The organism is Flavobacterium phycosphaerae, assembly GCF_010119235.1.
Lineage (GTDB): Bacteria > Bacteroidota > Bacteroidia > Flavobacteriales > Flavobacteriaceae > Flavobacterium > Flavobacterium phycosphaerae.
The window spans coordinates 623650-648478 of the sequence record NZ_JAAATZ010000001.1 but is presented as its reverse complement, the minus strand read 5'-3'; the positions used below and the strand labels follow the sequence as shown (position 1 = coordinate 648478).

The window sequence follows — 24829 nt, the reverse complement described above, 5'->3', positions numbered from 1 at the left end:
ATGTACAAGCACAAAATTAAAATTTTAACCTAAACAAAATGTATGAAAACAATTTATAAAAAGTTGTTATTTTTATTACTGTTACTGCCTTTCGGTGCTCTGGCTCAGAATGTTTTGAGTGGCGTTGTTGTTGATAAAAAATCAAATCAACCTTTGCCCGGAGTAAATGTAACTGTACAAGGTACCACCAAGGGTACTTCCACAGATTTTGACGGAAAATTTCAATTAGGAGGCCTTAAAAATGGAGATGTAATTGTCTTTACTTTTATTGGTTACACTAATGAAACTTTGAAATATTCCGGACAAAAATCGGTATCAATCAGCTTAGATGAAGGAGCAAATCAACTTCAGGAAGTGGTGGTTCAAGTGGGGTATGGTACTGTAAAGAAAAAAGACGCAACAGGATCACTAACTACTGTAACTTCAAAAGATTTCAACAGAGGGGCCATTGTATCTGCGGATCAATTGTTAGTTGGTAAAGCTGCAGGTGTTAGAATTACCAACGATGGAGGTCAACCTGATACCCCGCCCAACATAAGAATTAGAGGAGGAGCCTCTTTGAGTGCACAAACGAGTCCGTTGATTATTATAGATAATGTTCAGATTGATAATAAACTGGCCGCTGGTCAATCGAATCCGTTGTCTTTGGTTAACCCGAATGACATCGAATCTTTTACCATTTTAAAAGATGCCTCTGCTACCGCAATTTACGGTTCAAGAGCTTCCAATGGGGTTATCATCATAACCACCAAAAGAGGGTCTAAGGGCAAACCACAATTCACTTATTCCAATGTGTTCTCTGTGTCGAAAGTTGGTAAAACAGTCAATACAATGAACAGTAAAGAGTTTACTACTTTCATTGAACAGAATTACCCACAATATACCAACAGATTGGGTATTCCTGATCTTAATGCACCAGTCGGAACTGTTGATGATCCGGCAACAGCAGGCATTATTGAAGGAAGAATATTGTCAGATACGGATTGGCAGAATGAAGTTTTTAGAACATCATTCAGTCAGGATCATAATTTTAGTGTAAGAGCCGCTATATTTGGTGATGTGCCTTTCAGAGCTTCTATTGGTTATAACAAAACAGAAGGTTTGATTAAAACTAATGATTATTCCAGAATTTCAGCAAGTTTTAATGTGTCACCTACTTATTTTGACAATCATTTGAAAGTAACTGTAAATGCGAAAGGATTTAGTTCGAAGAAAAATGCTATTGATGTAGGTTCAGTTACGTACGCCTCATTAAATATGGATCCAACGAAACCTGTTTATGGTAGTAGTCCGGATAACCGATTTGGCGGGTATTACCAAGAGACTAATAATCCCGGTGATGCCTCTTGGGACGGAAGATATTTGACACAAGGCGCTTATAATCCTGTTGCAAGGTTGAACCAGAGAACGCGACCTGAGACTATTGATAAATTTTTAGGGAATGCAGAGTTTGATTATAAAATGCATTTCTTACCCGAATTGAGAGCGGTTGTTAATTTAGGTGTCGAAGCCTCGCAATCTAATATTGAAGAATCATTTAGTGATAATTCATTGGAAACCTATCAGACTAAAGCAACTATAGGTAACACGCCGTCGACTAATTATATTTTTAATCCGGGATTAAATTACAAGGAAAATCAAACGATAATGAATAAAACGGTTGATGCTTACTTAGTTTATTCAAAAAAATTAAATGGTTTTGTTTCTAAATTTGAGGCTCAAGGAGGGCATAACTATCAGAGTTTTATATTGGATGGAAATAAAAAACAATTCCGATATAACACCGTCTCTGGTTTAAGAGAAGATGATCCCGCATCAGTAAACAACCCAAACAGAAGATATTATGGTCAAATGGTTTTGGAGTCTTATTTTGGAAGAACTAACATTGACATATTGGATAAATACCTTTTTAGTTTTACCCTAAGAGGTGATGCGTCTTCATTATTTCCTAAAGATAGTAGATGGGGTTATTTTCCATCAGCCGCTTTTGCATGGAAAATGAAAGAAGAGAGTTTCTTAAAAAATTCGTCTACAATCAATGATTTAAAATTGAGATTGGGGTATGGTTATACTGGGAACAGTGATTTCAGAGATGTTACTTTTGCTGGGTATTATTCGTATATTCCTACCTATACTATTGGTAGTGCTCAAGGGCAATATTTACCGGGAATTGGTACTTTTTCTATAGATCCTTACAATCCAAATTTAACTTGGGAAAAAACAGTTACATACAATGTTGGATTGGATTTTGACATCCTTAAAAACAGTTTGTTGACAGGAACTATTGATGCTTATTACAGTAAAACTACCGATTTATTAGCATTGGTTAATTTCCCATCAGGGCAGTTTTTAACTAATAGTTTTGTTGATAATGCAGGAACTCTTTCCAGAAAAGGAGTTGAGGTTAGTGTTACCGGTAAAATAGTATCAACGGATAAGGTTAACTGGACTGTAAATGCCAACGCAGCCTATAATATCGGGAATGTTGATGCATTAAATGGAACATCAAGAATTGAATTAAATAAAATACCGGGAATTGGTAGAACATTAACCTATCATGCAGTAGGGGAACAACCTAATTCTGCATGGGTTTATGAGCAAGTATATGATAGTGCCGGCAAACCAGTTCCTGAGGCCTTTGTGGATAGAAATGGAGATGGACAAATTAATGAAGATGACCGTTATTATTTGGCTATGGCACCTAATTGGACTTTTGGTTTTGGTACTACGTTTAATTACAAAAATTTTGATTTTAATGCCAGCTTCAGAGGTCAGTTTGGAGGGAACGTATACAACAGTCCGGAGTACCAGTTTGGTTATAAAGAAAAGGTGTTGCCGGGTCAAAGCACCAATCTTAACAATGCTTTAAGTGGTTATTTGCCTTTCACAACCATTCAGGACAAGTCAGCAGTTTCAGATTACTTTATTCATGATGCAACTTTTTTACGTTGTGAAAGTATTTCTTTGGGATATAAATTTGATAAAATTTACAAAGAAACTACCATGCGTTTATCTGTTGGTGTAAATAATTTATTCATTTTAACCAAATATAAAGGCCAAGATCCGGAAAGCTTTTCAGGAATACAGACTGATTTTTATCCGAGACCTAGAGTATTTAATATGGGTTTAAGTATTGATTTTTAAAAAAAATATAAAATATGAAAACAACTTTAAAAAGAGTATCCCTTGTTGCAGCAATCTTGCTAATGGTGTCTTGTTCCCAAGAATTGGATCAAAAACCATTAATTGGAGACACTTTGGAAAATTTACTTCAAAACAATCCGGAAGCAGTGAAAGGGTTAGTGTCAAAAATGTATGGCACCTTTGCTCTAACTGGTCCGTCAGGTCCCGGAAGTTCAGATATCGTTGCCAATGATGCCGGAGAGACCGGTTTCTTAAGAGGAATTATCAACTTACAGGATTTTACCGCAGACGATATGAAAAATCGTTGGGGTGATGACGGTTTGGATCAGTTGACTACAACTTCAAACTGGACACAAAACAATAAATTTTTCAGGTATTTATTTGACAGAGTTTATTATACTGTTCCTCAAACAACCAACCTGATAAATGCACTAAGTAACACTAATGGTCCTGATAAAGAATTGTATGTGAGTGAATTGCGTTTTTTGCGTGCGTTAGCTTATTACTATATGATTGACTGTTTTGGTAAAGGTATTTTGATTACGACAGAGAATTATGGAACAGCAGATCCGTTACCTGAAGCCTCCAGAACACAGTTATTTAATTATGTGGAGTCTGAATTGTTAGCCATTGAAGACAAATTACCTCAAACCAATCAATATGGAAGAGCCAATAAAGCCACGGCACGAATGCTGTTGGCTAAATTGTACTTAAATGCTGAAGTATATACCGGAGCAGCCCGCTACGATGATGCGCTTATTTATGTAGACAAAGTTATTACTGAAGGTGGCTATTCCTTGGCTACAAACTTCACACAGAACTTTTCAGGAGATAACAATACTTCACCTGAAATTATTTTCCCATTAATTGCTGATGCCATTTCAAGTCAAAGTTATGGAAACACCACGTACTTAGTAAATGGGAGTTTAAATTCAGAAACTATGACACTTAGTGCTTATGGAGCCACTGAAGGATGGGGAGGGCACAGAGCTACTAAAGCATGGTATAGTTTGTTTGGAGATCTTGCTACTTCGCCAGATGCCAGAGCACAACTTTTTTGGACCACAGGGCATAGTTATGAAATGACTAATTACAAAACATGGACGGATGGTTACCCTTGTACAAAATTCAGAAACTCGAATTTTACAGGACCTACTACACCAACCAGTTTTTCAAGTACTGATTTTCCGTTGTTCCGTTTGGCTGATGCTTACTTAATGTATGCAGAATGTGTGCTTAGAGGCGGTGGCGGAAGTATGACTCAGGCCTTTGATTATGTAAAAGCTGTTAGAAACCGCTCTAATGCTCCAGCGATTACTATGGCCGACTTAACACTTGACTTTATTTTAGATGAGAGAGGAAGAGAGTTGAATTTTGAAGGACACAGAAGAAGTGATTTGATTCGTTTTGGCAAATTTACAGGAGGATCTTATTTATGGCCATGGAAAGGAAATGCAGTAAACGGGACTTCTATTCCGGATACCTACAAACTTTTTCCTATACCGTTAACGGCTTTGGATGCTAATCCTAATTTAACCCAAAATCCAGGTTACAATTAATATTTTAAAAAGAAATATAAATGAAAAATATAGTAAAAACGATAATTTTCGCGGCATTGGTTACCGGATTTTTTTCCTGTGAGGATGATAATGACCCCGTAGTTGCTGCCAACGGTTTTGAACTAAGAAAAGATGCTACAGTTACTCCACCCACAGTTTTGACCGATGCAACGGCTACCGATGTTTTTGGAAAATTTGAATGGGATAAAGCAAATAATGGTCCAGCTACGGTTTCAACATACACGTTGCAGGTTTTTGATCATAATGATACCTCTTTGTCTAATCCGGTTGAATATACCGGAGATGGTTTGGAAGTAACCACTACATCAAGAAAAGCCAGTTTAACAGTGGCTGAATTTAATAACTTAATTAATAGCTTGCCTACTTATAAATGTAGTGAAATGGATATTGATATAAGAATAAAATCAACTTTAGGAACTAATCCTAATCCGTTTATTCAATACTCTAATCCAATTAATGTAAAAGTTACGGGCTATTCATTAAAATTACCTGTAATTGCTTTGGTAAAGGATGGAAATACGCCTTCAACAGAACCAAGAATAGCGGCGTCAACTCCTGCTTCCAATTCGGATTATGAGGGCTATATGTATTTAGAAGCCGGTAATTATAAATTTTACCAACCGGATGCTTGTCAAGATTTTGCATCGGCATTAGTTTACGGAGGTTCAGCAGGGACATTAGATTCCAGTGCCAGTGCCGCAAGTATAGCTGTAGCAACTGCCGGACATTATTTGGTAAAAGTTAATTTGGCTACAAATACTTATACTCTTTCTCGATTTACCACTTTTGGAATTTTTGGTAGAGCCACCAGATCCGGTCTTGGTTTTGATAATCAGGTTCCCTTTGACTACGATGCAACCACCAAAATTTGGTCATATGAATTGGATTTATTGAAAGGCAAAAAATTTAAGTTCAAATCTAATCTTTGGACAGGTACCATAGTTGTTCCTACACTTCCAAACCCGCCATATGCACCGGGAACTGCAACCACTTCGGTATCTATATTAGGAAAAACGGCAACACCATTCACTTTACAGGAAAACAACCTTGCCGGTTCAGGTGAGATAACCGTTCCGGGAGCAGATGATGGCACCAGAGAGAAATATAGAATAGAATTAGATGTAAGTAATCCGAGAAAGTATACCTATAAAATGACTAAAATATAGTTTAACAAAAAAGTAATAATTCCATGAAGAGCAACTTTTATTAGTTGCTCTTTGTGAAATAAAAAAACAAGCTATGAAAAAAATTGCTATATTATTTTCTCTTTTTACCACTATTGTTTTTGGACAACAGGTGACCATTTCGCCCTCAACATTTAATGTTACCGACCAAATAACCATTACGGTTTCTTTTGCCAGCGCTACCTGTAACACTATGGGTACTAATCCTGCAAAAGTTTATATCCATTCCGGAATAGGTCCTACTAGTAATCCATGGACAACCGTAGTTGGGAATTGGGGATTAGATAACGGTGTGGGTTTGATGACTAATAATGGTAATGGGACTTGGAGTATTACAATGACTCCTAGTGTTTATTTTAATCTTAACAGTACCCAGCAGGCCAGTGCGGCAAAAATGGGGATGGTTTTCAGAAATGCAACGGGTTCTCAAACATTAAAATTGGCTCCAAGTTGTGGCGATTTCTTTTTTAATGTGGGTTATTTTCAAACCTCATTACTCACCCCTACCGAAGGAAGTACCACAATTATAGCCTCAGGAGGAAGTAGAAGTATTTCAGCATCCAATACGAACGGGAATGCTACTTATGACTTGAAAGCAAACGGGGTAAGTTTGGATGTTGTATCCAATGTATCTTCTTATACCTATACTCATAACAACATTACATCTAATCAAAATTATGAGTTGGTGATTACACAAGGAACTTCAACACAAACCAAAAAGTTCTCAGTTATTGTTACGCCCGCCACTGTTTCTCAGGCTATACCTTCAGGAAAAGTAGACGGAATAAACTATGATGCGACTGATCCCACCAAAGCCATATTGATTTTAGATGCTCCGGGAAAAGATTATGTATATGTTGCAGGAAGTTTTAATAATTGGCAGCCGGACACCAGTTATTCGATGAAAAAAGATGTTTCTTCATCCAAATTTTGGATAGAACTAATCGGTTTAACACCGGGTGTAGATTACACTTATCAGTATTGGGTTGTAGATCAAACACCAGTTGCCAACTCTCCGGTTTTGGTTAAAACTGCCGATCCCTATTCTACTTTGGTTTTGTCATCTTATGATGATCCGTGGATTTCGCCTACAGTTTATCCTAATTTACCGCCTTTTCCAACAGCCTCAGGACAGGAAAGAGAAGTTACAGTATTGAAGACAGGACAGACGCCTTATCCTTGGAGTGATGCTACAGTAAATTTTGTAAAACCTGAAAAAGATAATTTGGTTGTATACGAAGTTTTAGTACGTGACTTTGATGCAGACAGAAGTTATCAAAGTTTGATTAACAAAATAGATTATTTTAAAAATTTAAAAATAAACGCCATAGAGTTAATGCCGGTGATGGAGTTTGAAGGAAATGAAAGCTGGGGATATAATACTTGTTTTCACCTTGCTAACGATAAAGCTTATGGACCGGCTGATAAATTAAAAGAGTTTATTGACCTGTGTCATCAAAATGGTATAGCGGTTATTCTTGATGTTGCTTTAAATCATGCTTTCGGAAGAAATCCATTAGACAGAATGTGGATGAACGATCCTGATGGTGACGGCTGGGGCTCACCTTCCTCAGACAGTCCTTATTTTAATATGGTAGCTACACACAGTTACAGTGTTGGAAATGATTTTAATCACCAACAAACAAGAACTAAAACTTATGTGAAAAGAGTTATCAAACAGTGGATTCAAGAATACAAGATTGACGGATTTCGTTGGGATTTAACCAAAGGGTTTACGCAAAACTGTACCGGAAGTGACGCTTGTACCAACAGCTACCAACAGGACAGAGTGGATGTGCTTAAAGAATATGCCGATTACTCTTGGAATTTAGACCCAACACATTATGTTATTTTTGAACACCTTGGGGCCGATAATGAAGAACAACAGTGGGCTAATTACCGAATCAATGAAACGCCAAGTAAAGGAGTAATGTTGTGGGGAGAAATGACAACGGCTTATAATCAGTTGTCAATGGGATACAATTCGAGCAATGACATTTCCAGAATGGGTAATACGGCGCATGGCTTTACGGCTAAAAGATTGTTGGGTTATCCGGAAAGTCATGATAAAGAACGGTTAATGTATAAAAACTTAATTTACGGAAACAATACCAATGCAGCCCATAACGTTAGAACATTAAATACTGCTTTGTCAAGAATGTCTGCTATTGGCGCGGTTTCTTTGTTGATTCCGGGACCAAAAATGATATGGCACTTTGCGGAGTTAGGCTATAATGATTCTATTTTTACTTGTAATAACGGAACGGTTAATACCGATTCGGATGTCACTTCTGGCGATTGTAAATTAGATACCAAGCCTCAACCACAATGGGTAAATAATTGGATGGATGATCCGAACAGAAATACCATTTACAACGATTATGCTAAAATGATTGATTTGAAAAAAATAATACGGTATTCAGTAAAGATTTTTCAATTAATTCAGGCACAACGTTAGAACCGAAGATTTACATTTATGATAATGCTGCCTCAGCGTCTACCTTAAAAAATGTAGTGGTTTTGTCCAACTTTAATGTTACTTCAATAAACGTAACGCCAAACTTTCCTTATACAGGAACTTGGTATAATTTGATGGATAACAGCACGCTTAACGTAACCAGTACCACAGACCCTATTACAATAGAAGCCGGTGGGTTCAGGGTTTACGGAAATCAACCATCTGCTTTAAATACAGAGAGTTTCAATGCCTTGCGTTTTGTAAACCTGTCGCCAAATCCGGCAACAGATTATTTTACTATTAATAATGCTATGTCTAAAGTGTTAGTTTATTCAATGACCGGACAGTTAGTAAAATCATATCATGATAAAGTTAAGGGCGATGTTTATTCAACCTCCGATTTGAAAAGCGGGGTGTATTTAGTCAAAGTATTTGATGCAGATCATAACGAAAAGACATTGAAATTAATCAAACAATAATCACAACAAGTATTCATACAATCAAGCGAAGTAAAAAGATGTTGGTTAAGACCAATTAATTTATTAACACTATAACGTTTTCGTTGAGCTTTTTACTTCGTTTTGAGATGAATAACACAAATAAATTGTAAATTAGCAAGAGTTAGTAATCACAATAAAATAAAAAAACAAATTTATGAAGACAAAATTACTTTTAGTACTCGCGATTATTTTAACCGCGTTTAATGTTAACGGTCAAAACCCTACGGTAGTTTCTATTACCGGAGAAGCTGTAGGTGGCTGGGGAGACGGTCATGATTTTGATATGGTGTCCTCAGATGGAGAAAATTGGACCATAACAATTACAGTGGCTTCAGCAAATTCACCAACTCCAAATGCAGGAGGTATAAAATTCAGAGCTGATCACGCTTGGACTGTAAACTGGGGTAGCTCAGCGTTCCCTTCAGGTACCGGAGTTCAGAATGGTGATAATATTCAATGTATTGCCGGAACGTATGATGTTACCTTCAATAGTACAACTGGGGAATATAATTTTTCAGGAGGAGCTCCAATTCCTGTTGTTAAATTAGTAGGTTCTGCAGTAACAACTCCGGGAGGATTAGTGTTGTCAACATTGGATTTAACAAATTTTACTGTATCAAATGCTACATTAGTGGATGGTACAGCTCAATTTGAAGTAGATGGCGTTTTGGTTGGAGGATTAGATTTTCCGGTTGGAACGGTTACCGGTGAAACAGATCTTATTCCGGTTACTGCCGGTTCATACACAACAATTAGTGTAAATATTGCTTCAGGAGATTATGTATTTACACCTGCACCATTATTCCAATTAATTAGTTTGACCGGTGATGCCGTTGGCGGCTGGGGAGATGGTCATGATTTTGATTTAACTCCGGTTGATGCTGACAATTACCGTTTAAATGATATTGCTCTAATTGCGGCTGATTGTAAGTTCCGTAAAGATCACGATTGGGCTACTACATGGGGAAGTGCTGCTTTTCCATCAGGGGTTTCAACCGGAGATAACATTACTGTAACTACAGCAGGAACGTATGATGCAAAATTAAATATTGCTACAGGTGCTTACAGTTTTTCTTTCCCTTTAATCAGTTTAACTGGAGATGCTGTTGGTGGATGGGGTGACGGTCATGATTTTGACTTAAACACAACGGATGGTGTTACTTACACCCTTGATAATGTAGTTATGACTTCTGCAGGATGTAAATTCAGAAGAGATCATGCATGGGATACTTCATGGGGTGGAGATGGATTCCCAACCGGTACACCTGGTAATGGAGACATTATTGCTGTGGCAGGAACTTACAATATTACGTTCAGTAACTTAACAAAAGAATATTCATTTGCTGACGTATTATCAGTTAATCAATTTGGAAAAGATTCATTCGCACTTTACCCAAATCCTGCTTCCAATAGTTTTTCTGTAAAAGGAAATTTTGAAAAAGCAGAAGTATATACTATCTCAGGTCAATTAGTTAAAACGTTTGTTGCTTCTGAAAGCAATCAGTTTTCTATCTCTGATTTAAGTACAGGTTTATACTTAGTTAAAGTTTCTGATGCAAATAGCAATTCAAAAACATTAAAGTTAATCAAAGAGTAAGTTAATATTGTTATATGATTATTTTAAAAGCCACGTTATTATAGCGTGGCTTTTTGTATTTTTATAAAAATAATTGACTTAAATTTTTTTGTCAGTTCTTGGAAGTGTAATTTTGTCGTATGAAAAAACCATCCAAATCAATAGTAGTCAAAATCCTGAAAATTACTGGATTTACCTTGGGCACTATACTATTAGCCTTGTTTTTAATCCCCATTCTTTTCCCTGGAAAGATTGCCGAAGAAGTAAAAGCTTTTGCTAATAAAAAATTAGATGGGGAACTCAATTTCAAAGAAGCCAACCTCTCTTTCTTTAATCACTTTCCGTCGTTAACTTTAACATTGACCGACTTTTCGTTGAAAGGCTCAGCGCCCTATAAAAAAGAAACGTTGATTGCTGCTAACGAGGTTTCTTTCGGGATCGATTTAAGCTCATTGGTATTTGACAAAAAAGTAAACATTGATAAGATTTATGTCTCCGATGCTTTTATCAATGTCAAAGTCAATGAAAAAGGAGAAGCCAATTACAATGTTTATATTTCGGATGAGAAGGCTACTGAAAAAGATACCACGAGTAATACAGCCTTGAGATTGGAGAAAATTGCCATCCTGAATACGCATTTGGTATACGATGACAAATCAACCAAGATGCTGATTGATGCCCGAGGATTTGAATACATCGGCAACGGTGATTTAGACAAAGCCATTTTCGATTTATATACCGAAGCCAAAATAGATTCGTTTGATTTTACCTATAACGGAGAACAATACCTCAAAAATAAAAAGGTAAACGCCGATTTAATTACCAAAATCAATACCAATTCCCTTGCGTTTATCTTTGAACAAAACAATTTAAAAATCAATAAGCTGCCGGTGGAGTTCAAAGGAAAGTTTGACTTCCTGAGCAATGGCTATGATATGGATTTTACAATCAAATCCGAAGATAGCAAACTTAATGATTTCTTTACAGCACTGCCACCACACTATGTGACTTGGCTCGATAAGTCAAAGGTCAAAGGAAGTACCGATTTGTTGCTGACTTTAAAAGGACAATACATCGCTTCCAAAAATCAAAAGCCCGATTTGGCATTCAATATGAAAATACGTGACGGCTATATCAACTACAACAAGGCTCCGTTTCCGGCTTCGAATATCTTCTTGAATTTTGACACCAAATTACCATCGTTAGATATTGAGCAGCTAAGAGTCAACCTTGATTCTGTTTTCTTTAATGTAGATAAAGATTACTTCAAGGCGATCATTAAAACAGAAGGATTATCAAAACCTAAAATCGCAGCGCGCATCAATGCTAAAATGGATTTAGCCAAAATGGACCAAGCTTTTGGGTTGCAGAATGTGGATTTAAAAGGGCTCTTAAACTTGGACATACAATCCAAGGGAATTTATGATAAAAAAAGCGGTAGGATTCCGGTTACCAACGCTAAAATTTATTTGTTTGATGCTGAGGTTAAAAGTATTTATTATCAAAACCCGATTAAAAAAATCAATCTTTTTGCCACCGTTTCGGATAAGAAGGGATTGATGAATGACTTGAATGTCACTATTACTCCGGCCTCTTTTGAGTTTGAAGGCAGTCCCATTTATGTTAATGCCAGGTTGCGCAATTTTGATAATATCAGATATGATATTAAAGCCAAAGGGCAATTGAATGTGAACCGAATTTACAAAGTGTTTTCTCGTAAAGGAATGGATTTGGAAGGGTATATTGATGCCGATGTGGCTTTCAAAGGTTCTCAGGAAGACGCTATGAACGGCCGCTACAACAATCTTAAAAACAGCGGTACCTTAAAATTAAGGAATATCAAAACCACTACAGAGTATTTACCCAAGCCGTTTATTATCAAACAAGGTACTTTTATCTTTAATCAGGACAAAATGAATTTCAACTATTTTGTGGCTAATTATGGGCAGACTGATTTTAAAATGCATGGTTATTTACAAAATGTTATCGACTATGCCTTAACGGACAGTGCTATCTTGAAAGGAAATTTCACCCTTTCTTCGGATTATATTAATGTGGATGAATTTATGTCGCAGACTACATCATCGGTTACAGTTTCCGATTCAACAAAAACAACAGCGACAGCTCCTACTGGAGTTGTGGTAATTCCGCCCAATTTTAATTTGCAATTCAATGCCTCCGCCAATAAAGTTAACTTTCAAGATTTGAAATTAGACAACTTGAAAGGCCGTATGAATATCAACAAAGGCAAGTTGGAACTTCAAAATTCAGGTTTCGATTTGATTGGCAGTACAGTGAATATGGATGTGGTTTACGGAAGTCAATCGTCCCAAAAAGCCTTCTTTGATTTTAAAGTTTTGGCCAAAGATTTTGATGTAAAACGAGCTTATAATGAGGTTAAGTTGTTCCGAGAAATGGCTACTGCTGCCGAAAGTGCCGAAGGAATTATCTCGTTAGATTATAATGTGGCCGGTATACTGGATAACAATATGCAGCCTATTTATCCGTCGTTAACCGGTGGAGGAACTCTATCGGTCAAAAAGGTGAAGATGAAAGGGTTTAAACTCTTTGGCACCGTGAGTCAGAAAACAGGGAAAGATGCGATAAAAAATCCGGATTTGTCGGAAGTAAAAATCAAAACGACCATTAAGAATAACATCATCAATATTGAACGGTTCAAGTTTAAAGTGGCCGGTTTCCGTCCCAGAATAGAAGGACAAACAAGTTTTGACGGCAATCTTAATATTAAAATGCGTTTGGGGTTACCTCCCTTGGGGATTATTGGAATTCCGATAAAAGTGACCGGAACCCAAGACCATCCGATAGTGAGATTGGGCAAGAAGACTGAAGACCTTAAAGAAACCGAATATCAAGGCGAAGTACCAACACCGTTGTCAACTGAGCCAAAAAATAACTAATGAATATGAATAATGCCGTTGCCGGATTTTCAAAATTATCCAAAGAAGCAAAAATAGATTGGATTGCCAATACCTATTTTTCTAATCCGACCGAAGCGGTCAAAACCATAAAGCAGTATTGGAACAGTGATGTTCAACTGCAACAACTTCACGACGAGTTTATAGAAAACACCATTACCAATTTCTATCTGCCGATGGGTATTGCTCCCAATTTTTTGATTAACGGCAAATACTATTCGGTACCGATGGTCATTGAAGAGAGTTCGGTGGTGGCTGCAGCAGCTAAATCGGCTAAGTTTTGGAGCACGCGTGGCGGATTTAAGGCTACTGTTTTAAATACCGAAAAGATTGGTCAGGTTCATTTTATCTTCAAAGGCGACCGTGACAAATTACAATCGTTTTTCAATGCTATAAAAGCAACATTATTGGCTTCAACCGAAAGCATTACCAAAAACATGCAAAAGCGCGGTGGCGGTATTCTTTCGTTGGAACTTAGAGATAAAACCGCCGAGTTAGAAAACTATTACCAGCTTCATGCTACGTTTGAAACCAAAGACAGCATGGGGGCGAATTTCATCAATTCGTGCTTAGAGCAATTGGCCAAATCGTTGAAAGAAGCAGCACAAAATTACGTTGCCTTTACTGAAGCAGAAAAGGACATTACGATAGTGATGAGCATTTTGTCTAACTATGTGCCCAATTGTATTGTGCGTGCCGAAGTGTCGTGCAGGGTAGAGGAGTTGGCCGAAAAGAAAATAGAGAACCCCACCTTGTTTGCTGAGAAATTGGTGCAGGCGGTTCGTATTGCTGAGATTGAACCCTATCGTGCCGTGACGCATAATAAAGGCATAATGAATGGAGTAGATGCAGTAGTCTTAGCCACCGGAAATGATTTTCGTGCCGTAGAAGCCGGAGTGCATGCGTATGCTTCCCGTAGTGGTCAATACTCCAGTTTATCTCATGCTAAAATTGAAAACGGTATCTTCACTTTTTGGATGGAAATTCCGTTAGCATTAGGAACAGTGGGCGGATTGACTTCTTTGCATCCGCTGGTTAAACTGGCTTTGGAAATTTTGGGCAAACCTTCTGCACAAGAATTAATGCAAGTGGTAGCCGTTACCGGATTGGCCCAAAACTTTGCTGCTTTACGTTCGTTAACCACTACCGGAATTCAGGAAGGCCACATGAAAATGCACTTGAATAATATTTTAAACCAATACCAAGCTACAGCTGAAGAAAGAAAAGCCATTGCTCGGTATTTTGAAGACCATACGGTTTCACACGCTTCTGTGGTGGAGTTGATAGAAAACCTTAGAAAATAGGTGCAGAATCAGAAGCCATGAAAAAAACCTTTTACAGCAACGGCAAATTATTAATTACGGGAGAATACGTGGTGCTTGACGGCGCCAAAGCGTTTGCCTTACCCACCAAATACGGTCAAAATTTAACAGTTGAACCAACAGAAGGAGAAGTTATTCATTGGACGAGTTACGACAGCGACGGCAGTGTTTGGTTTGAAGCAGTCATTCCGTTTGCCTCTATCGTTAGGAAGGAACGCTTTGACGATGCCCATACTATTAAAAACACCCTGATAGAAATTTTGCACGAAGCCTATTTAATCCATTCTGATTTTATTACTACTGCCAAAGGCTATCGTATTATTACCGAATTAACTTTTCCTAAAAAATGGGGTTTAGGGACTTCTTCTACCTTGATTAATAACATAGCGCAATGGTTGCAAATAGATGCTTATGTACTGCTGAAAAGAAGTTTTGGCGGTAGTGGCTATGATATTGCCTGCGCTCAAAATAATACCGGAATTATTTACCAGTTGGTGGATGATCAACCGGTGGTGGAGTTGGTACACTTCAAACCCGATTTTACAGACAAACTCTTTTTTGTTTATTTGAATAAAAAGCAAAACAGCCGCAATGCCATTACCTCTTATTTTGGCAAACACAACAACATTGAAAAAACCATTCCAATCATTGACAGTATTACTAAAACCGTGGTGGAAGCTACAGAGCCCAAAACATTTGCCTTAGCCCTACAGCGTCACGAAATTGAATTGAGCAACATCTTAGAATTGGCCACCGTAAAAGAATCACTCTTTGAGGATTTTCAGGGAGTTATAAAAAGTCTTGGTGCTTGGGGAGGCGATTTTGTACTCAGCATTTCTAAAGAAAACCCCACCGACTATTTCAGACAAAAAGGATACGAAACGGTTATCCCTTATCAACAGATGATAGTCGAACAATAAAATTATGCCTTACAAATAAAAAATTTATGCAGCATAAATAAAAAATTTAGGCTGCATAAATTTTAAAAATACGCACTACAAACATTTTGATTGTAGTGCCTAATTACTTTAATTATGCGGCCTAATTTGTTATATACATATTCTAATACCATTAAAAAAGGCTGCCTCATTACTGAAACAGCCTTTTTTATTAGCTTATTAGCTTATTAGTAGAAATCAGCTCTGTTATCCTGAATGTCTGCATCGTTTTTCAATGCCGGCATTACTCTACCCGAATAGTTTACAGCTTGTTGTTGTACTTTAGCAGTATACTCGTCGTGTTTTTTCAAGGCTGGCGCTTTGGTAACCGCTTTCGTAGCAATTACATATACACCTGAATTACCATCAATTGGTTTTGAAACTTGTCCAACTTTAGAAGAAAAGGCAGTTCCAATTACTTTTGGCTCATAACCTGCGCTTGGAATAGCTGGGTTTTCGATACTTAAATCCATTGCGTTTTGAACCGTTACTTTATTAGCTGCTGCAATAGCGGCTAAAGTAGTACCATTCATTTTGGCTTTGATTTTTTCTGCTTTCTTTTTGTTTTTCAACACCAATTCCACTTGCGGTCTGGCTTCTTCTACTGACATTAATCCTTTTTCAGTGATTGATTTTAATTTGGCAATTACATGTCCGACATTCACCACTTCAAAACGTTTTACATCACCAATGCTGGTGTTGTCATCAAAGGCCCATTTCACAATTTGTCTTTGGTTGCTAACTGAACCAAAACTTTCGTCAATGGCTTTTACTCTTACAGCTGGATTTACCGTTAATTTCATTTGCTTAGCTAATGCTGTAAAGTCTTTACCGGCTGCATCCATTTCAAACTTGGTAGCCTGAGTATAGATTTTATCATTAGTAGCTTCTGAAGGCTCAATTTTTTGAGCAATGGTTGCTAATCTTACAGCATCTTGCTTGTCGGTAACATTGATGATGTGGTATCCAAATTCAGTTTCAACTAAACCAATTTTACCGATAGGATTATTGAATACAAAATCATTAAAAGGTTTTACCATTTGACCCGGTGCAAAAAATCCTAAATCACCACCACTTTGCGCTGATGAATCATCAGAGTTGGTCATGGCTAATATAGCAAACATAGCCGGGTTGGCTGTAGCTTGTGCTAACAAACCTTCTGCTTTAGCTTTAGCTTGTTCTTTGGTTCTTTTTTCTTTTTTGTTTGGTACTTGTGTGCCTTCCCAGCTGATCAAGATGTGGCTGGCTTTTGCTTTAGCACCGGCTTTTCTTCCTAAGGCTTTTGAAATGCAATAGTAGTTGTTGTACATATAAGGACCGTAAACATCACCGTTAGCTAATGCAAATAAAGCATCTGCATGTTCTGCAGGTAAATCTTGTTTAGCTACATAAGAAGAATCAAACGGAATATCTGAATTAGCATTTACAAACTCTGCATTATCTGTAACTGATCTGAACCCAGGAATGGTATCGTTTTTAGACGTTTCTTTGTTGTAACGAACACTTGGCATCAATAAAGCATCAACATTTTTCTTGATTTCAGCTTCGTCAGCAGCTGATGGTTTGTCTTGAATTAAGACATAATCCAATTCGCGGCTTTCTTCTGATTTGAATTTTTTCTCTTTCGTTTTCATGTAAGCAATGATTTCCTCATCGGTTACTTTCACATCGCTGTCTTTTACAGTAGAGTATGGTACAGAAACAAAGTCAAAAGTTACTTTGTTCATTTCAGCTTCGTATTTGAATTTTCCTTCGGCTTCAGTAGTAAACATGGCGCCTTTTACTAATGAATTATAGATTTGATACTTGGCGTTAAGCTCAGCATCTTTTTCTCTGTCTTTCAACATTTGCAATCCTTCCGGATTGGTTTTGAAATAATCCTTGAATTTGTTAAGATCAAATTTGCCGGCTGCATTCAAAAACAATTTGTTTTGACCAATGTTCGGATCTGATTTTAATACTTCAATAATATGTTTTTCGCCTACGCGTAATCCTAATTTTTCGAATTCAGCCGAAAGTAAAGCGATGTTTACTTCTTGGTTCCAAACCTGATTAGATGCTTGCATTGACGTCATGTTTTGACCGTTTTGCGCATTTTTTTCAGTGTTTGCCACTTTTACTCTAAACTCATCAAAAGAAATATCTTTTCCGTTTACGGATCCTACGTCAGTAGATAAACTTTTGAAGCCTTTGGTAAATAAATCCTGTACTACAAATGATAATAAGGCAAAACCGATAGCTAGTAAAAGTAAACCTGAGCGTTTTCTAATTTTTGATAAAACTGCCATTTCTATTTATGTTAATTTTTAATTCAGTTTGCGAAAATACAATTATCTGTGAAATAATAATACTCACCTAGTTATAATTTCAAATAATTTTTTGATTTTTTTAAAGAATTTAATCGATTATAGTCATTTTAACCAATTCAATCTTTTTGTTAGAGGCTTCTTCAATGCTAAATTGGAAGCTGCCGATGGTAATTTGGTCTCCTTTTTGGGGAATTTCTTTAGAAAAGTCTACAATAAATCCGCCCAAAGTACTATAAGAATCACTTTCGGGAATGTCAAGATTATACGTTTCGTTTAAATATTCCACATCAAGACGAGTAGAAAATAAATAGCTTTTGTCGTCCAGTGGGTTTTCTATTAAAGCTTCGTCTGAATCGTGTTCGTCTTCAATTTCGCCAAAAAGTTCTTCTACAATATCTTCCATAGTGACTATGCCCGAGGTGCCGCCGTATTCATCCAAAATCACCGCTACACTTTTACGCTTTTTGGTCAGCAAGTTCATGACGTCTTTGATAAAAATAGTTTCCGGGACAAACTCTACCGGTATCATGACCGATTTGATGCTTCGTGGTTTTTTAAACAGTTCAAACGAATGAACATAGCCAACAATATCATCCAACGAATTAAAATAGACCAGTATTTTGGAGTAGCCAGTTTCAATGAAAAGCGACCTTAAATCAACAATCGAGCTGTGCAATTCTACAGCCACCAGTTCGGTTCTAGGCGTCATGATGTCTCTGGCTTTAACTCCCGAAAACTCTAAGGCATTTTGAAAAATCTGAATTTCAGAGTCCACACTTTCATGGTCTTCAACCGAATTCATTTGTTCACTAATATAATTCCCCAACTCTACTTTGCTGAAGGAAAGGTTGATTTGATCGCCTTCGGTTTTGAAAAATCTCTTCAGGATAAAATCGGATATCCAAATCATAAACGAAGAAATATAGTAGAACAACCGGTAAAAGAAATAGGCGGGAAGCGCAAAAATTTTAATAGCACTGTTGGCATAAATCTGAAAAAACACTTTAGGCAAAAATTCAGATGTCATTAAAACAATTAAAGTAGAAAGGGTAGTCTGCAGCAATAAATTAGACAAATCAGAAAAGCGGTAGCCAAAAGTTTCAAACCAATGCATCAACAAATCGCCCATGAAGAAGCCGTAAACCACCATAGAAACGTTATTGCCCACGAGCATGGTAGCAATAAACTTGGAGGGCTTTTGGGTGAGTTTGGTTAAGATTTTGGAAATGAAATCGTCTTGTTTTTTTTCAATTTCCAAATAGATTTTATTGGACGAAACAAAAGCAATTTCCATCCCGGAGAAGAAAGCGGAAAGTATCAAACAAACAATGATTATTCCGATTTCCATAGATTAAGGTTTTTTATTCTGGTCTTGGAATCTTTTGCTGTAATTTCTTCTGAAGAAAAACATAAAAACCCCAACAACCGCAAATCCTGCACTGATGTAGGCTTTGTTAGTGTCACCTTCTTGGTATTTTTGAAAAGCATCAAAGGCAAATATAAATCCGGCGAGCAGGTAAGCGTATTGGGTAAATTTTAAATAGTTCATAGTTATTCTGATTGGACTTGTCCTGATATTTTTTGTGAGTTTACTTTTTTGAAGTCTTTACTGAAATCAATTCCCTCGCCATAAGAAACGCCTTTGGTTGAAGTAAATTTAAACTTTTTTTCGGTAAAAAACCATTCGTTTTTTTGGTCGTAATACAATTGCTCGGTTTCCAGTAAATCGCCACTTTGACTGGATATTTTTACATGGCCTTGCAAATCAATCAAATTGGTGGCTTTGTGAGAAACGGCATAATCGGCAACGACCAGGGTTTGCTTTCCGTTTTTGTCAAACAAAGTTAAACGAATGCCTTTCGGAAACTCGGTAAACGGGAATTCCACGGTGGCATAATCCAGCATTTTCGGACTGATTAAATTAGCGGTTATTCTCCCCGAGTCGGTATATTTTAAATTGATGGAATCGGCGTCACCGCTAGGGGCAAATTCTGATACGCCCATTTTTTGTACATCGCGGAAGTTGCTTTCACAAGCGATTACCAACAAACAAAACGGGATGGCCAAAAGAAGCGGAATACTATTTTTGGATAGAAAAGTCATTTATTTTTTTGGGAACGTGATGGTTTCATTTATCCAACAGTCAATCTTAAAGGATTTTCCGTTCATTTTTTTATCACTAATGTCTTTGTCTGTCAATGCTTTTGCTGCAAATTTTTCGATTGTTCTATCAACAGTTGGTTTTAGTCTTGGTTCTGCAATGCTGGCTTTTTTAGCAGTTTCTATGGCCAAATAATAAATGGCTTTTTTATCAAAGTCAGTTTTCCCGCACTCTTCAGCACCATTGCCATATTGTTCAGCTAAAAACAAATAGGCTTTTCCCATTTTAGGATCATAAGTATAGGCTTTTACCAATAAAGCTTTTGATTTCTCTTTTTCTTTGCTGAGTAATCCTGAGGCCAGGGAGTAATCTAGTTTTGCTTTTTCCAACGGATTGGTTTCTAAGGCTTCTGATTCGGTGAAATATTGAATGGCTTCCGGAAATCTTCGTTGTTTTATACAGGTAACCGCCATATAATAGGCAGATTTAGAAGTTGGTTTTAATTTATAATTGGCATCGGCAATAGCGTTATAAATGGGTTCTCCGCCACATTTTATAGTCAAATTATTCAACGCCGCCGTCAACCATTCTCCTTTTTCTTTATTAGCTTCAAAGTTTTTCTCATAATAAGTCGCCAAATTATCACAAGTAGTTAGTTCTTTAACCAAAGAGCGGATGCCTTTCAGAGCCGTTTTGTATTCGGTGCTTTTTTCAGGTTTGGTAGTTTCTAATTTCAAAAGCATAGTGTTAGCCTCCATGTATTTGTCTAAAACCATATCCGAAGTCACCTTGGTTTTATCGGCGGTGTATTTTGCACGATACAAACTGAAATACGTATAAATAGTATTGGCATCAGTAATACTGTTGGTGGCTTTGGCAAAACCACTGTCCAGTAAACGGTAAATCTCGTCGTCAGTGCCAACTTTATTGTCAAACAAAACCATGGCTTTCTTTACTTCATAATCAGCGGTGGTTAGGGGATAGTTTTGGTTGTATTGGTCGTATAATTTTAAAACATCGCGAACCAATTTTTCTTTCTCTTCCGGCGAGGCTGCATTGTCAATTTTGTATTGCAGCATTTCAAGTCCTTCGGTGTAAATGGTTTCACTTTGCTTTGGACAATTTTTGCTTACCTCATGCCATACCACTAGAGCTTCGGTGGCTTTTTTGGCTTGAAACAGTTCTTTGTATTCTTGTACTTTTGAAGAACAATCAAACTTTTGAGCATGGCTGTTTATAAAGAATAAAACACCAATAAGAGAAAAAAGTGCTTTCATATTTTTGAAGTTTAGTCGTATTTACGTTTCACAAACCATTTATCACTAAACGATAAACCGATGCTTAAATTTACATAATTTTCTTCAACTAAGTTGTAGTATTTTGTACCGCGTTTTCCTACTTCCAATCCTATATTAATGTTTGAGAAACTTCCGCCTAGAGGTAGCCCTAAACCAATATTTACAGCAGCATCGTTGATGGATTTACCTTGTAGAACTAATCCGGTATTCTCGTAACGCAATCCGGCACGATAAGTTATTTTTTTCAAATAGCTGGAGTAGGAGTTGTAGTTCGGAATAAAATAACCACCAATGGTGTATCGCATAGCATCTTTATAGGAAACCGTATAGCGATTGTCATTTGCGTCGGTAGGGCCGTAAATATCATTAAATCTATTTGAAGTCACACTAGTGTTTAAGTAAGTTATTTCGCCGCCAATTAACCATTTTTTCACTTCACCAAAACCTGAGCCGAAGGCAATCTTACTAGGAAGCTTTATTTTGGTGTCTTCCACCAAAACATCTATACTTTCTTGTGGGGTAATAGTTGAAGTAATCCTAACGGTTTCTATGGAGCGGGAATTGTCCAGCAATAAATTGACCTGAGGACTATAGGTCAAAGCACTGAAAAAAGATAATTTTTTATTCAATTTGGTTTGATAAGTCAGACCCAAATCGAAATTGACTCCGTGCATGTCAGAGGTGTTGTTTTCTCTGGTTCCTAGTTCAATAAAGTCAAAACCATCCTGATAACGTAAATTAGTGGTTTCAATTTTTCCGAAATTATACTGAACATCAGCCCCAAAACTAAATTGCTTATTTAATTTGAAACCTAAGCCCAAAAAGACTTTGCTCAAACCACCAATTCCGTTGTATCTTGAATATATAGGATTAGTGTCATTAGATAATTTTTCAATTTTGTATCCAACAGAAGAATAAGGGATAAGACCAAATCCGATACCTACTTTGCCAACCGGAATACCAACGGCCAAATAGTCGATAGCGGTTCTTCGTGCTTTTTCTGTTTGTTGTTCTGATTTAGAGCTGGTATTCAAATAAGTACCTCCCAAATTCAAATTAATCAATTTCAAACTTGCCAATTGTGCCGGATTTTGCAGGTTGATGTGAATACTGTCCGGGAAAACTGAAAGTCCACCCATCGCTCTGTTTTCGGCTGTTCCTTTAAATTTTATGTCACCTATTCCGTAATAAGAATAAGGAGAAGAGGTTCCTTCTTGTGCTAAGGCATTTAATGAAATAAGTAAACAGAAGCTTACTATAATTTTTTTAATCATTTTTGATTGTATTGAAAAGTTTGATTCAAACTCTCCAGCAGAAAATTTGAATTGGCAAATATGGTATTTTTTAATCGTTTAGCCAAAAATTCTGCGTCTCCCCCGTTAAAATTATGATAAATTTAGCGTATTGGGCTTTATACTCTTCGATAAACCCATCAATTTCATGAATAACACCGTTAACCACTCCGGAATGTATAGATTCTTGTGTAGAATTTCCAATAGTCTTTTCAGGATAACTTTTGGTTAGTAAGGGTAATTTTGCGGTAAACTGATGCAGCGATTCATAGCGCAATCGAAGTCCGGGAGAAATGGCACCTCCCCAATAAGTATTATCAGCATCAATAAAATCATAAGTAATGCAAGTGCCCGCATCAATTACCAACCGATTTTGATTCGGAAATCGGATAACAGCTCCGGCTGCCAAAACCATGCGGTCAATACCAAGAGTGGTAGGAGTAGCATATAAATTTTGAAAAGGAAACTTACTCTCGTGGGAAAGGAATTGAATTTGGACTCTGTTTTCAAAGGCCAAAAAACTCTTTTTATCCAAATTTCCGACACTAGCCACCACAATAGTTTTGATTTTGGGATGCAGTTGTAAAATAAAATCAACTTTAGAAGCCAATTCTTCTTTAGTAAAAAGCAGCACCTCAAAAAGTGTATCAACTTCAAAGACAGCAGCTTTAATTCGGGTATTTCCAACATCAATGGCTAAAAGCATAGCAGAGTTTTTGATGGGGCTAAGGTAAGAATAGTTTTTTTTTATTATTTGTTTTGGATAAATTAAAAATCGTTCTATATTTGCACCCGCAACAAAGCAAGGTATCTTAGCTCAGTTGGTAGAGCAATGGACTGAAAATCCATGTGTCCCTGGTTCGATTCCTGGAGATACCACAAAAAAACCCGAACAACTCGTTCGGGTTTTTTGTTTTTACTTCATTCTGATTTTTGTCACAATGCCACGTATCGAAGTCATGTTGAGCGGAAACTCCAAAAACACATGAATAAGACTCAAAAATAGCAACGCAATAAAGCCAACTTTGTATTCATATAAATACAACGCAACACTGATTCCCCAAATAATAAGAATGGTAATGGTTTTTGATTTAGACAAGTTTTTGTTCCATCCGATGATTGAGGTTTTCGAAAACCAATTCAGATAATGATAGGTGTAGGCAAAAGCAATAAAAATTTGTGTTTTAATAGCTAAAACCGACATAAAATTAAACGTTCCCTCTTGTTGAGACACGAATAAATGCGATAAATTAAAAGTCAAAACCCCAAAATTACTGCCGTTAAATGAAGCCACTACACTTTCTTTCAATGGAAAATATTCGCTAGTACTTACGTTGCTTGCCATAATGATAAAAGGAACGAGAATCAGCAAAACAATGGCAATAACACCCGGAGTACTTTTAGAATTCACCGTACCATAAATCATAAACAGCAAGGTAAAAAGATATACATGTATGATGGTCGGCACAAAAATAGCCATAACCAAAGCCATGCCGGGGAAATAGTATAAAGCGGTAATCGTTACTACCGATGCTAAAAGTAAAAATAAAATAAGGTGCTTTTGTTTCTTGAAATAAATCAGCCCAATGGCCAGCAATAGGCTCCCCATGATGATCTCGTCAGTTGATTTGTTCATGAAGGCGGCAACCTCTTTGTAACCCGGAAACGAAGCCAAACTTGTGCCGGATAAAAGATTCAAAAATAAAGGGGTGCTGACTAAAAAGGCCATGACTACAAACAGCCAAATCCATTTCGTTTCTTTCAAAAAATAATTCTTCTCTTTAAGCCAATTTATCTCGGTCAGATAATGCAACGGCCCAAGAAAAGCATACGAAAAAAGAAACAACTCAAAAGGCAAATGAAAAGCCAAAGCCAGCGAAAGTATAATCAGAATTACATTAAGTATGTCGGTTTCTTTAGAATTCATAAAGTGTTAGGGTAAGGGTTTGCATAACAAGTATACAACAATAAATTAAATTCAAAAACAACCTCTTAGGATAAAACCTTTTTTCATCCCGATAAAACCGATAAAACCAGTTGTTAATCCCCATTCCTGTTGGGGTAAAGACCATTTCCTTCACGCGCCTCCTCACTTTACTTTTGCCCTTCCTCATTTTACTTTTGCAGCTCCTCATCTTACTTTTAGACTTCCTCATCTTACAATCGCCCTTCCTCACTTTACTTTTTCATC

At 37.0% G+C, this 24829-nt stretch carries 17 protein-coding genes and 1 tRNA gene; 10 read left to right on the top strand and 8 right to left on the bottom strand.

Annotated elements, in window-relative coordinates; genetic code table 11:
• Positions 1-42 precede the first annotated feature (42 nt).
• The 9 genes from GUU89_RS02820 to GUU89_RS02785 all read left to right on the top strand — a co-directional run bounded on the left by GUU89_RS02820 (position 43) and on the right by GUU89_RS02785 (position 15620).
• On the top strand, positions 43-3144 hold the full coding sequence (locus tag GUU89_RS02820; RefSeq protein WP_162126499.1) for a SusC/RagA family TonB-linked outer membrane protein: 3102 nt from the start codon (positions 43-45) through the stop codon (positions 3142-3144).
• Positions 3145-3158: 14 nt separating this feature from the next.
• Entirely contained in the window at positions 3159-4703 is a 1545-nt protein-coding gene (locus GUU89_RS02815; RefSeq protein WP_162126498.1) for a RagB/SusD family nutrient uptake outer membrane protein, read from the top strand.
• Positions 4704-4723: 20 nt separating this feature from the next.
• Entirely contained in the window at positions 4724-5890 is a 1167-nt protein-coding gene (locus GUU89_RS02810; protein ID WP_162126497.1) for a SusE domain-containing protein, read from the top strand.
• 73 nt (positions 5891-5963) lie between these two features.
• Complete coding sequence (locus tag GUU89_RS02805) at positions 5964-8366, top strand: alpha-amylase family glycosyl hydrolase (RefSeq protein ID WP_317163848.1); 2403 nt, start codon at positions 5964-5966, stop codon at positions 8364-8366.
• A 62-nt stretch (positions 8367-8428) separates the two neighbouring features.
• The gene (locus GUU89_RS15240) at positions 8429-8845 is read left to right on the top strand and encodes a T9SS type A sorting domain-containing protein (protein WP_317163847.1); all 417 of its coding nucleotides are present in this window, start codon (positions 8429-8431) and stop codon (positions 8843-8845) included.
• 175 nt (positions 8846-9020) lie between these two features.
• A complete protein-coding gene (locus GUU89_RS02800) occupies positions 9021-10463 on the top strand; it encodes a T9SS type A sorting domain-containing protein (protein ID WP_162126496.1) in 1443 nt (480 codons plus the stop codon).
• Positions 10464-10582: 119 nt separating this feature from the next.
• Positions 10583-13360, top strand: a complete 2778-nt coding sequence (locus tag GUU89_RS02795) for an AsmA family protein (protein WP_162126495.1) — start codon at positions 10583-10585, stop codon at positions 13358-13360.
• A 5-nt stretch (positions 13361-13365) separates the two neighbouring features.
• Positions 13366-14682 (top strand): hydroxymethylglutaryl-CoA reductase, degradative, encoded by a 1317-nt coding sequence (locus GUU89_RS02790; protein ID WP_162128612.1) that lies wholly within the window; start codon positions 13366-13368, stop codon positions 14680-14682.
• A gap of 17 nt (positions 14683-14699) precedes the next feature.
• On the top strand, positions 14700-15620 hold the full coding sequence (locus GUU89_RS02785) for a GYDIA family GHMP kinase (protein WP_162126494.1): 921 nt from the start codon (positions 14700-14702) through the stop codon (positions 15618-15620).
• 206 nt (positions 15621-15826) lie between these two features.
• On the opposite strand, the gene GUU89_RS02780 is transcribed toward GUU89_RS02785, so the two are convergent.
• The 7 genes from GUU89_RS02780 to GUU89_RS02750 form a co-directional block, all read right to left on the bottom strand.
• On the bottom strand, positions 15827-17926 hold the full coding sequence (locus GUU89_RS02780) for a peptidylprolyl isomerase (protein WP_162126493.1): 2100 nt from the start codon (positions 17924-17926) through the stop codon (positions 15827-15829).
• Between the two features lie 109 nt (positions 17927-18035).
• The gene (locus tag GUU89_RS02775) at positions 18036-19295 is read right to left on the bottom strand and encodes a hemolysin family protein (RefSeq protein ID WP_162126492.1); all 1260 of its coding nucleotides are present in this window, start codon (positions 19293-19295) and stop codon (positions 18036-18038) included.
• Positions 19296-19298: 3 nt separating this feature from the next.
• The gene (locus GUU89_RS02770) at positions 19299-19496 is read right to left on the bottom strand and encodes a hypothetical protein (RefSeq protein ID WP_162126491.1); all 198 of its coding nucleotides are present in this window, start codon (positions 19494-19496) and stop codon (positions 19299-19301) included.
• Positions 19497-19498: 2 nt separating this feature from the next.
• Complete coding sequence (gene lptC / locus GUU89_RS02765) at positions 19499-20050, bottom strand: LPS export ABC transporter periplasmic protein LptC (RefSeq protein WP_162126490.1); 552 nt, start codon at positions 20048-20050, stop codon at positions 19499-19501.
• Complete coding sequence (locus tag GUU89_RS02760; protein ID WP_162126489.1) at positions 20051-21325, bottom strand: hypothetical protein; 1275 nt, start codon at positions 21323-21325, stop codon at positions 20051-20053.
• 11 nt (positions 21326-21336) lie between these two features.
• Positions 21337-22620: an outer membrane protein transport protein gene (locus tag GUU89_RS02755; RefSeq protein ID WP_162126488.1), complete on the bottom strand. Its 1284-nt coding sequence runs from the start codon at positions 22618-22620 to the stop codon at positions 21337-21339.
• 70 nt (positions 22621-22690) lie between these two features.
• Entirely contained in the window at positions 22691-23344 is a 654-nt protein-coding gene (locus GUU89_RS02750) for a type III pantothenate kinase (RefSeq protein WP_317163846.1), read from the bottom strand.
• A gap of 100 nt (positions 23345-23444) precedes the next feature.
• Here GUU89_RS02750 and GUU89_RS02745 point away from each other — a divergent pair.
• Positions 23445-23517, top strand: a tRNA-Phe gene (locus GUU89_RS02745).
• A 37-nt stretch (positions 23518-23554) separates the two neighbouring features.
• Here GUU89_RS02745 and GUU89_RS02740 read toward each other — a convergent pair.
• Entirely contained in the window at positions 23555-24565 is a 1011-nt protein-coding gene (locus GUU89_RS02740; protein WP_162126487.1) for a hypothetical protein, read from the bottom strand.
• Between the last annotated feature and the right edge of the window lie 264 nt (positions 24566-24829).

Coding starts and splice junctions, on each gene's coding strand:
- GUU89_RS02820 (WP_162126499.1), top strand. CDS start 43: ATGAAAACAATTTATAAAAAGTTGTTATTTTTATTACTGTTACTGCCT.
- GUU89_RS02815 (WP_162126498.1), top strand. CDS start 3,159: ATGAAAACAACTTTAAAAAGAGTATCCCTTGTTGCAGCAATCTTGCTA.
- GUU89_RS02810 (WP_162126497.1), top strand. CDS start 4,724: ATGAAAAATATAGTAAAAACGATAATTTTCGCGGCATTGGTTACCGGA.
- GUU89_RS02805 (WP_317163848.1), top strand. CDS start 5,964: ATGAAAAAAATTGCTATATTATTTTCTCTTTTTACCACTATTGTTTTT.
- GUU89_RS02800 (WP_162126496.1), top strand. CDS start 9,021: ATGAAGACAAAATTACTTTTAGTACTCGCGATTATTTTAACCGCGTTT.
- GUU89_RS02795 (WP_162126495.1), top strand. CDS start 10,583: ATGAAAAAACCATCCAAATCAATAGTAGTCAAAATCCTGAAAATTACT.
- GUU89_RS02790 (WP_162128612.1), top strand. CDS start 13,366: ATGAATAATGCCGTTGCCGGATTTTCAAAATTATCCAAAGAAGCAAAA.
- GUU89_RS02785 (WP_162126494.1), top strand. CDS start 14,700: ATGAAAAAAACCTTTTACAGCAACGGCAAATTATTAATTACGGGAGAA.
- GUU89_RS02780 (WP_162126493.1), bottom strand. CDS start 17,926: ATGGCAGTTTTATCAAAAATTAGAAAACGCTCAGGTTTACTTTTACTA.
- GUU89_RS02775 (WP_162126492.1), bottom strand. CDS start 19,295: ATGGAAATCGGAATAATCATTGTTTGTTTGATACTTTCCGCTTTCTTC.
- GUU89_RS02770 (WP_162126491.1), bottom strand. CDS start 19,496: ATGAACTATTTAAAATTTACCCAATACGCTTACCTGCTCGCCGGATTT.
- lptC (WP_162126490.1), bottom strand. CDS start 20,050: ATGACTTTTCTATCCAAAAATAGTATTCCGCTTCTTTTGGCCATCCCG.
- GUU89_RS02760 (WP_162126489.1), bottom strand. CDS start 21,325: ATGAAAGCACTTTTTTCTCTTATTGGTGTTTTATTCTTTATAAACAGC.
- GUU89_RS02755 (WP_162126488.1), bottom strand. CDS start 22,620: ATGATTAAAAAAATTATAGTAAGCTTCTGTTTACTTATTTCATTAAAT.
- GUU89_RS02750 (WP_317163846.1), bottom strand. CDS start 23,344: ATGCTTTTAGCCATTGATGTTGGAAATACCCGAATTAAAGCTGCTGTC.
- GUU89_RS02740 (WP_162126487.1), bottom strand. CDS start 24,565: ATGAATTCTAAAGAAACCGACATACTTAATGTAATTCTGATTATACTT.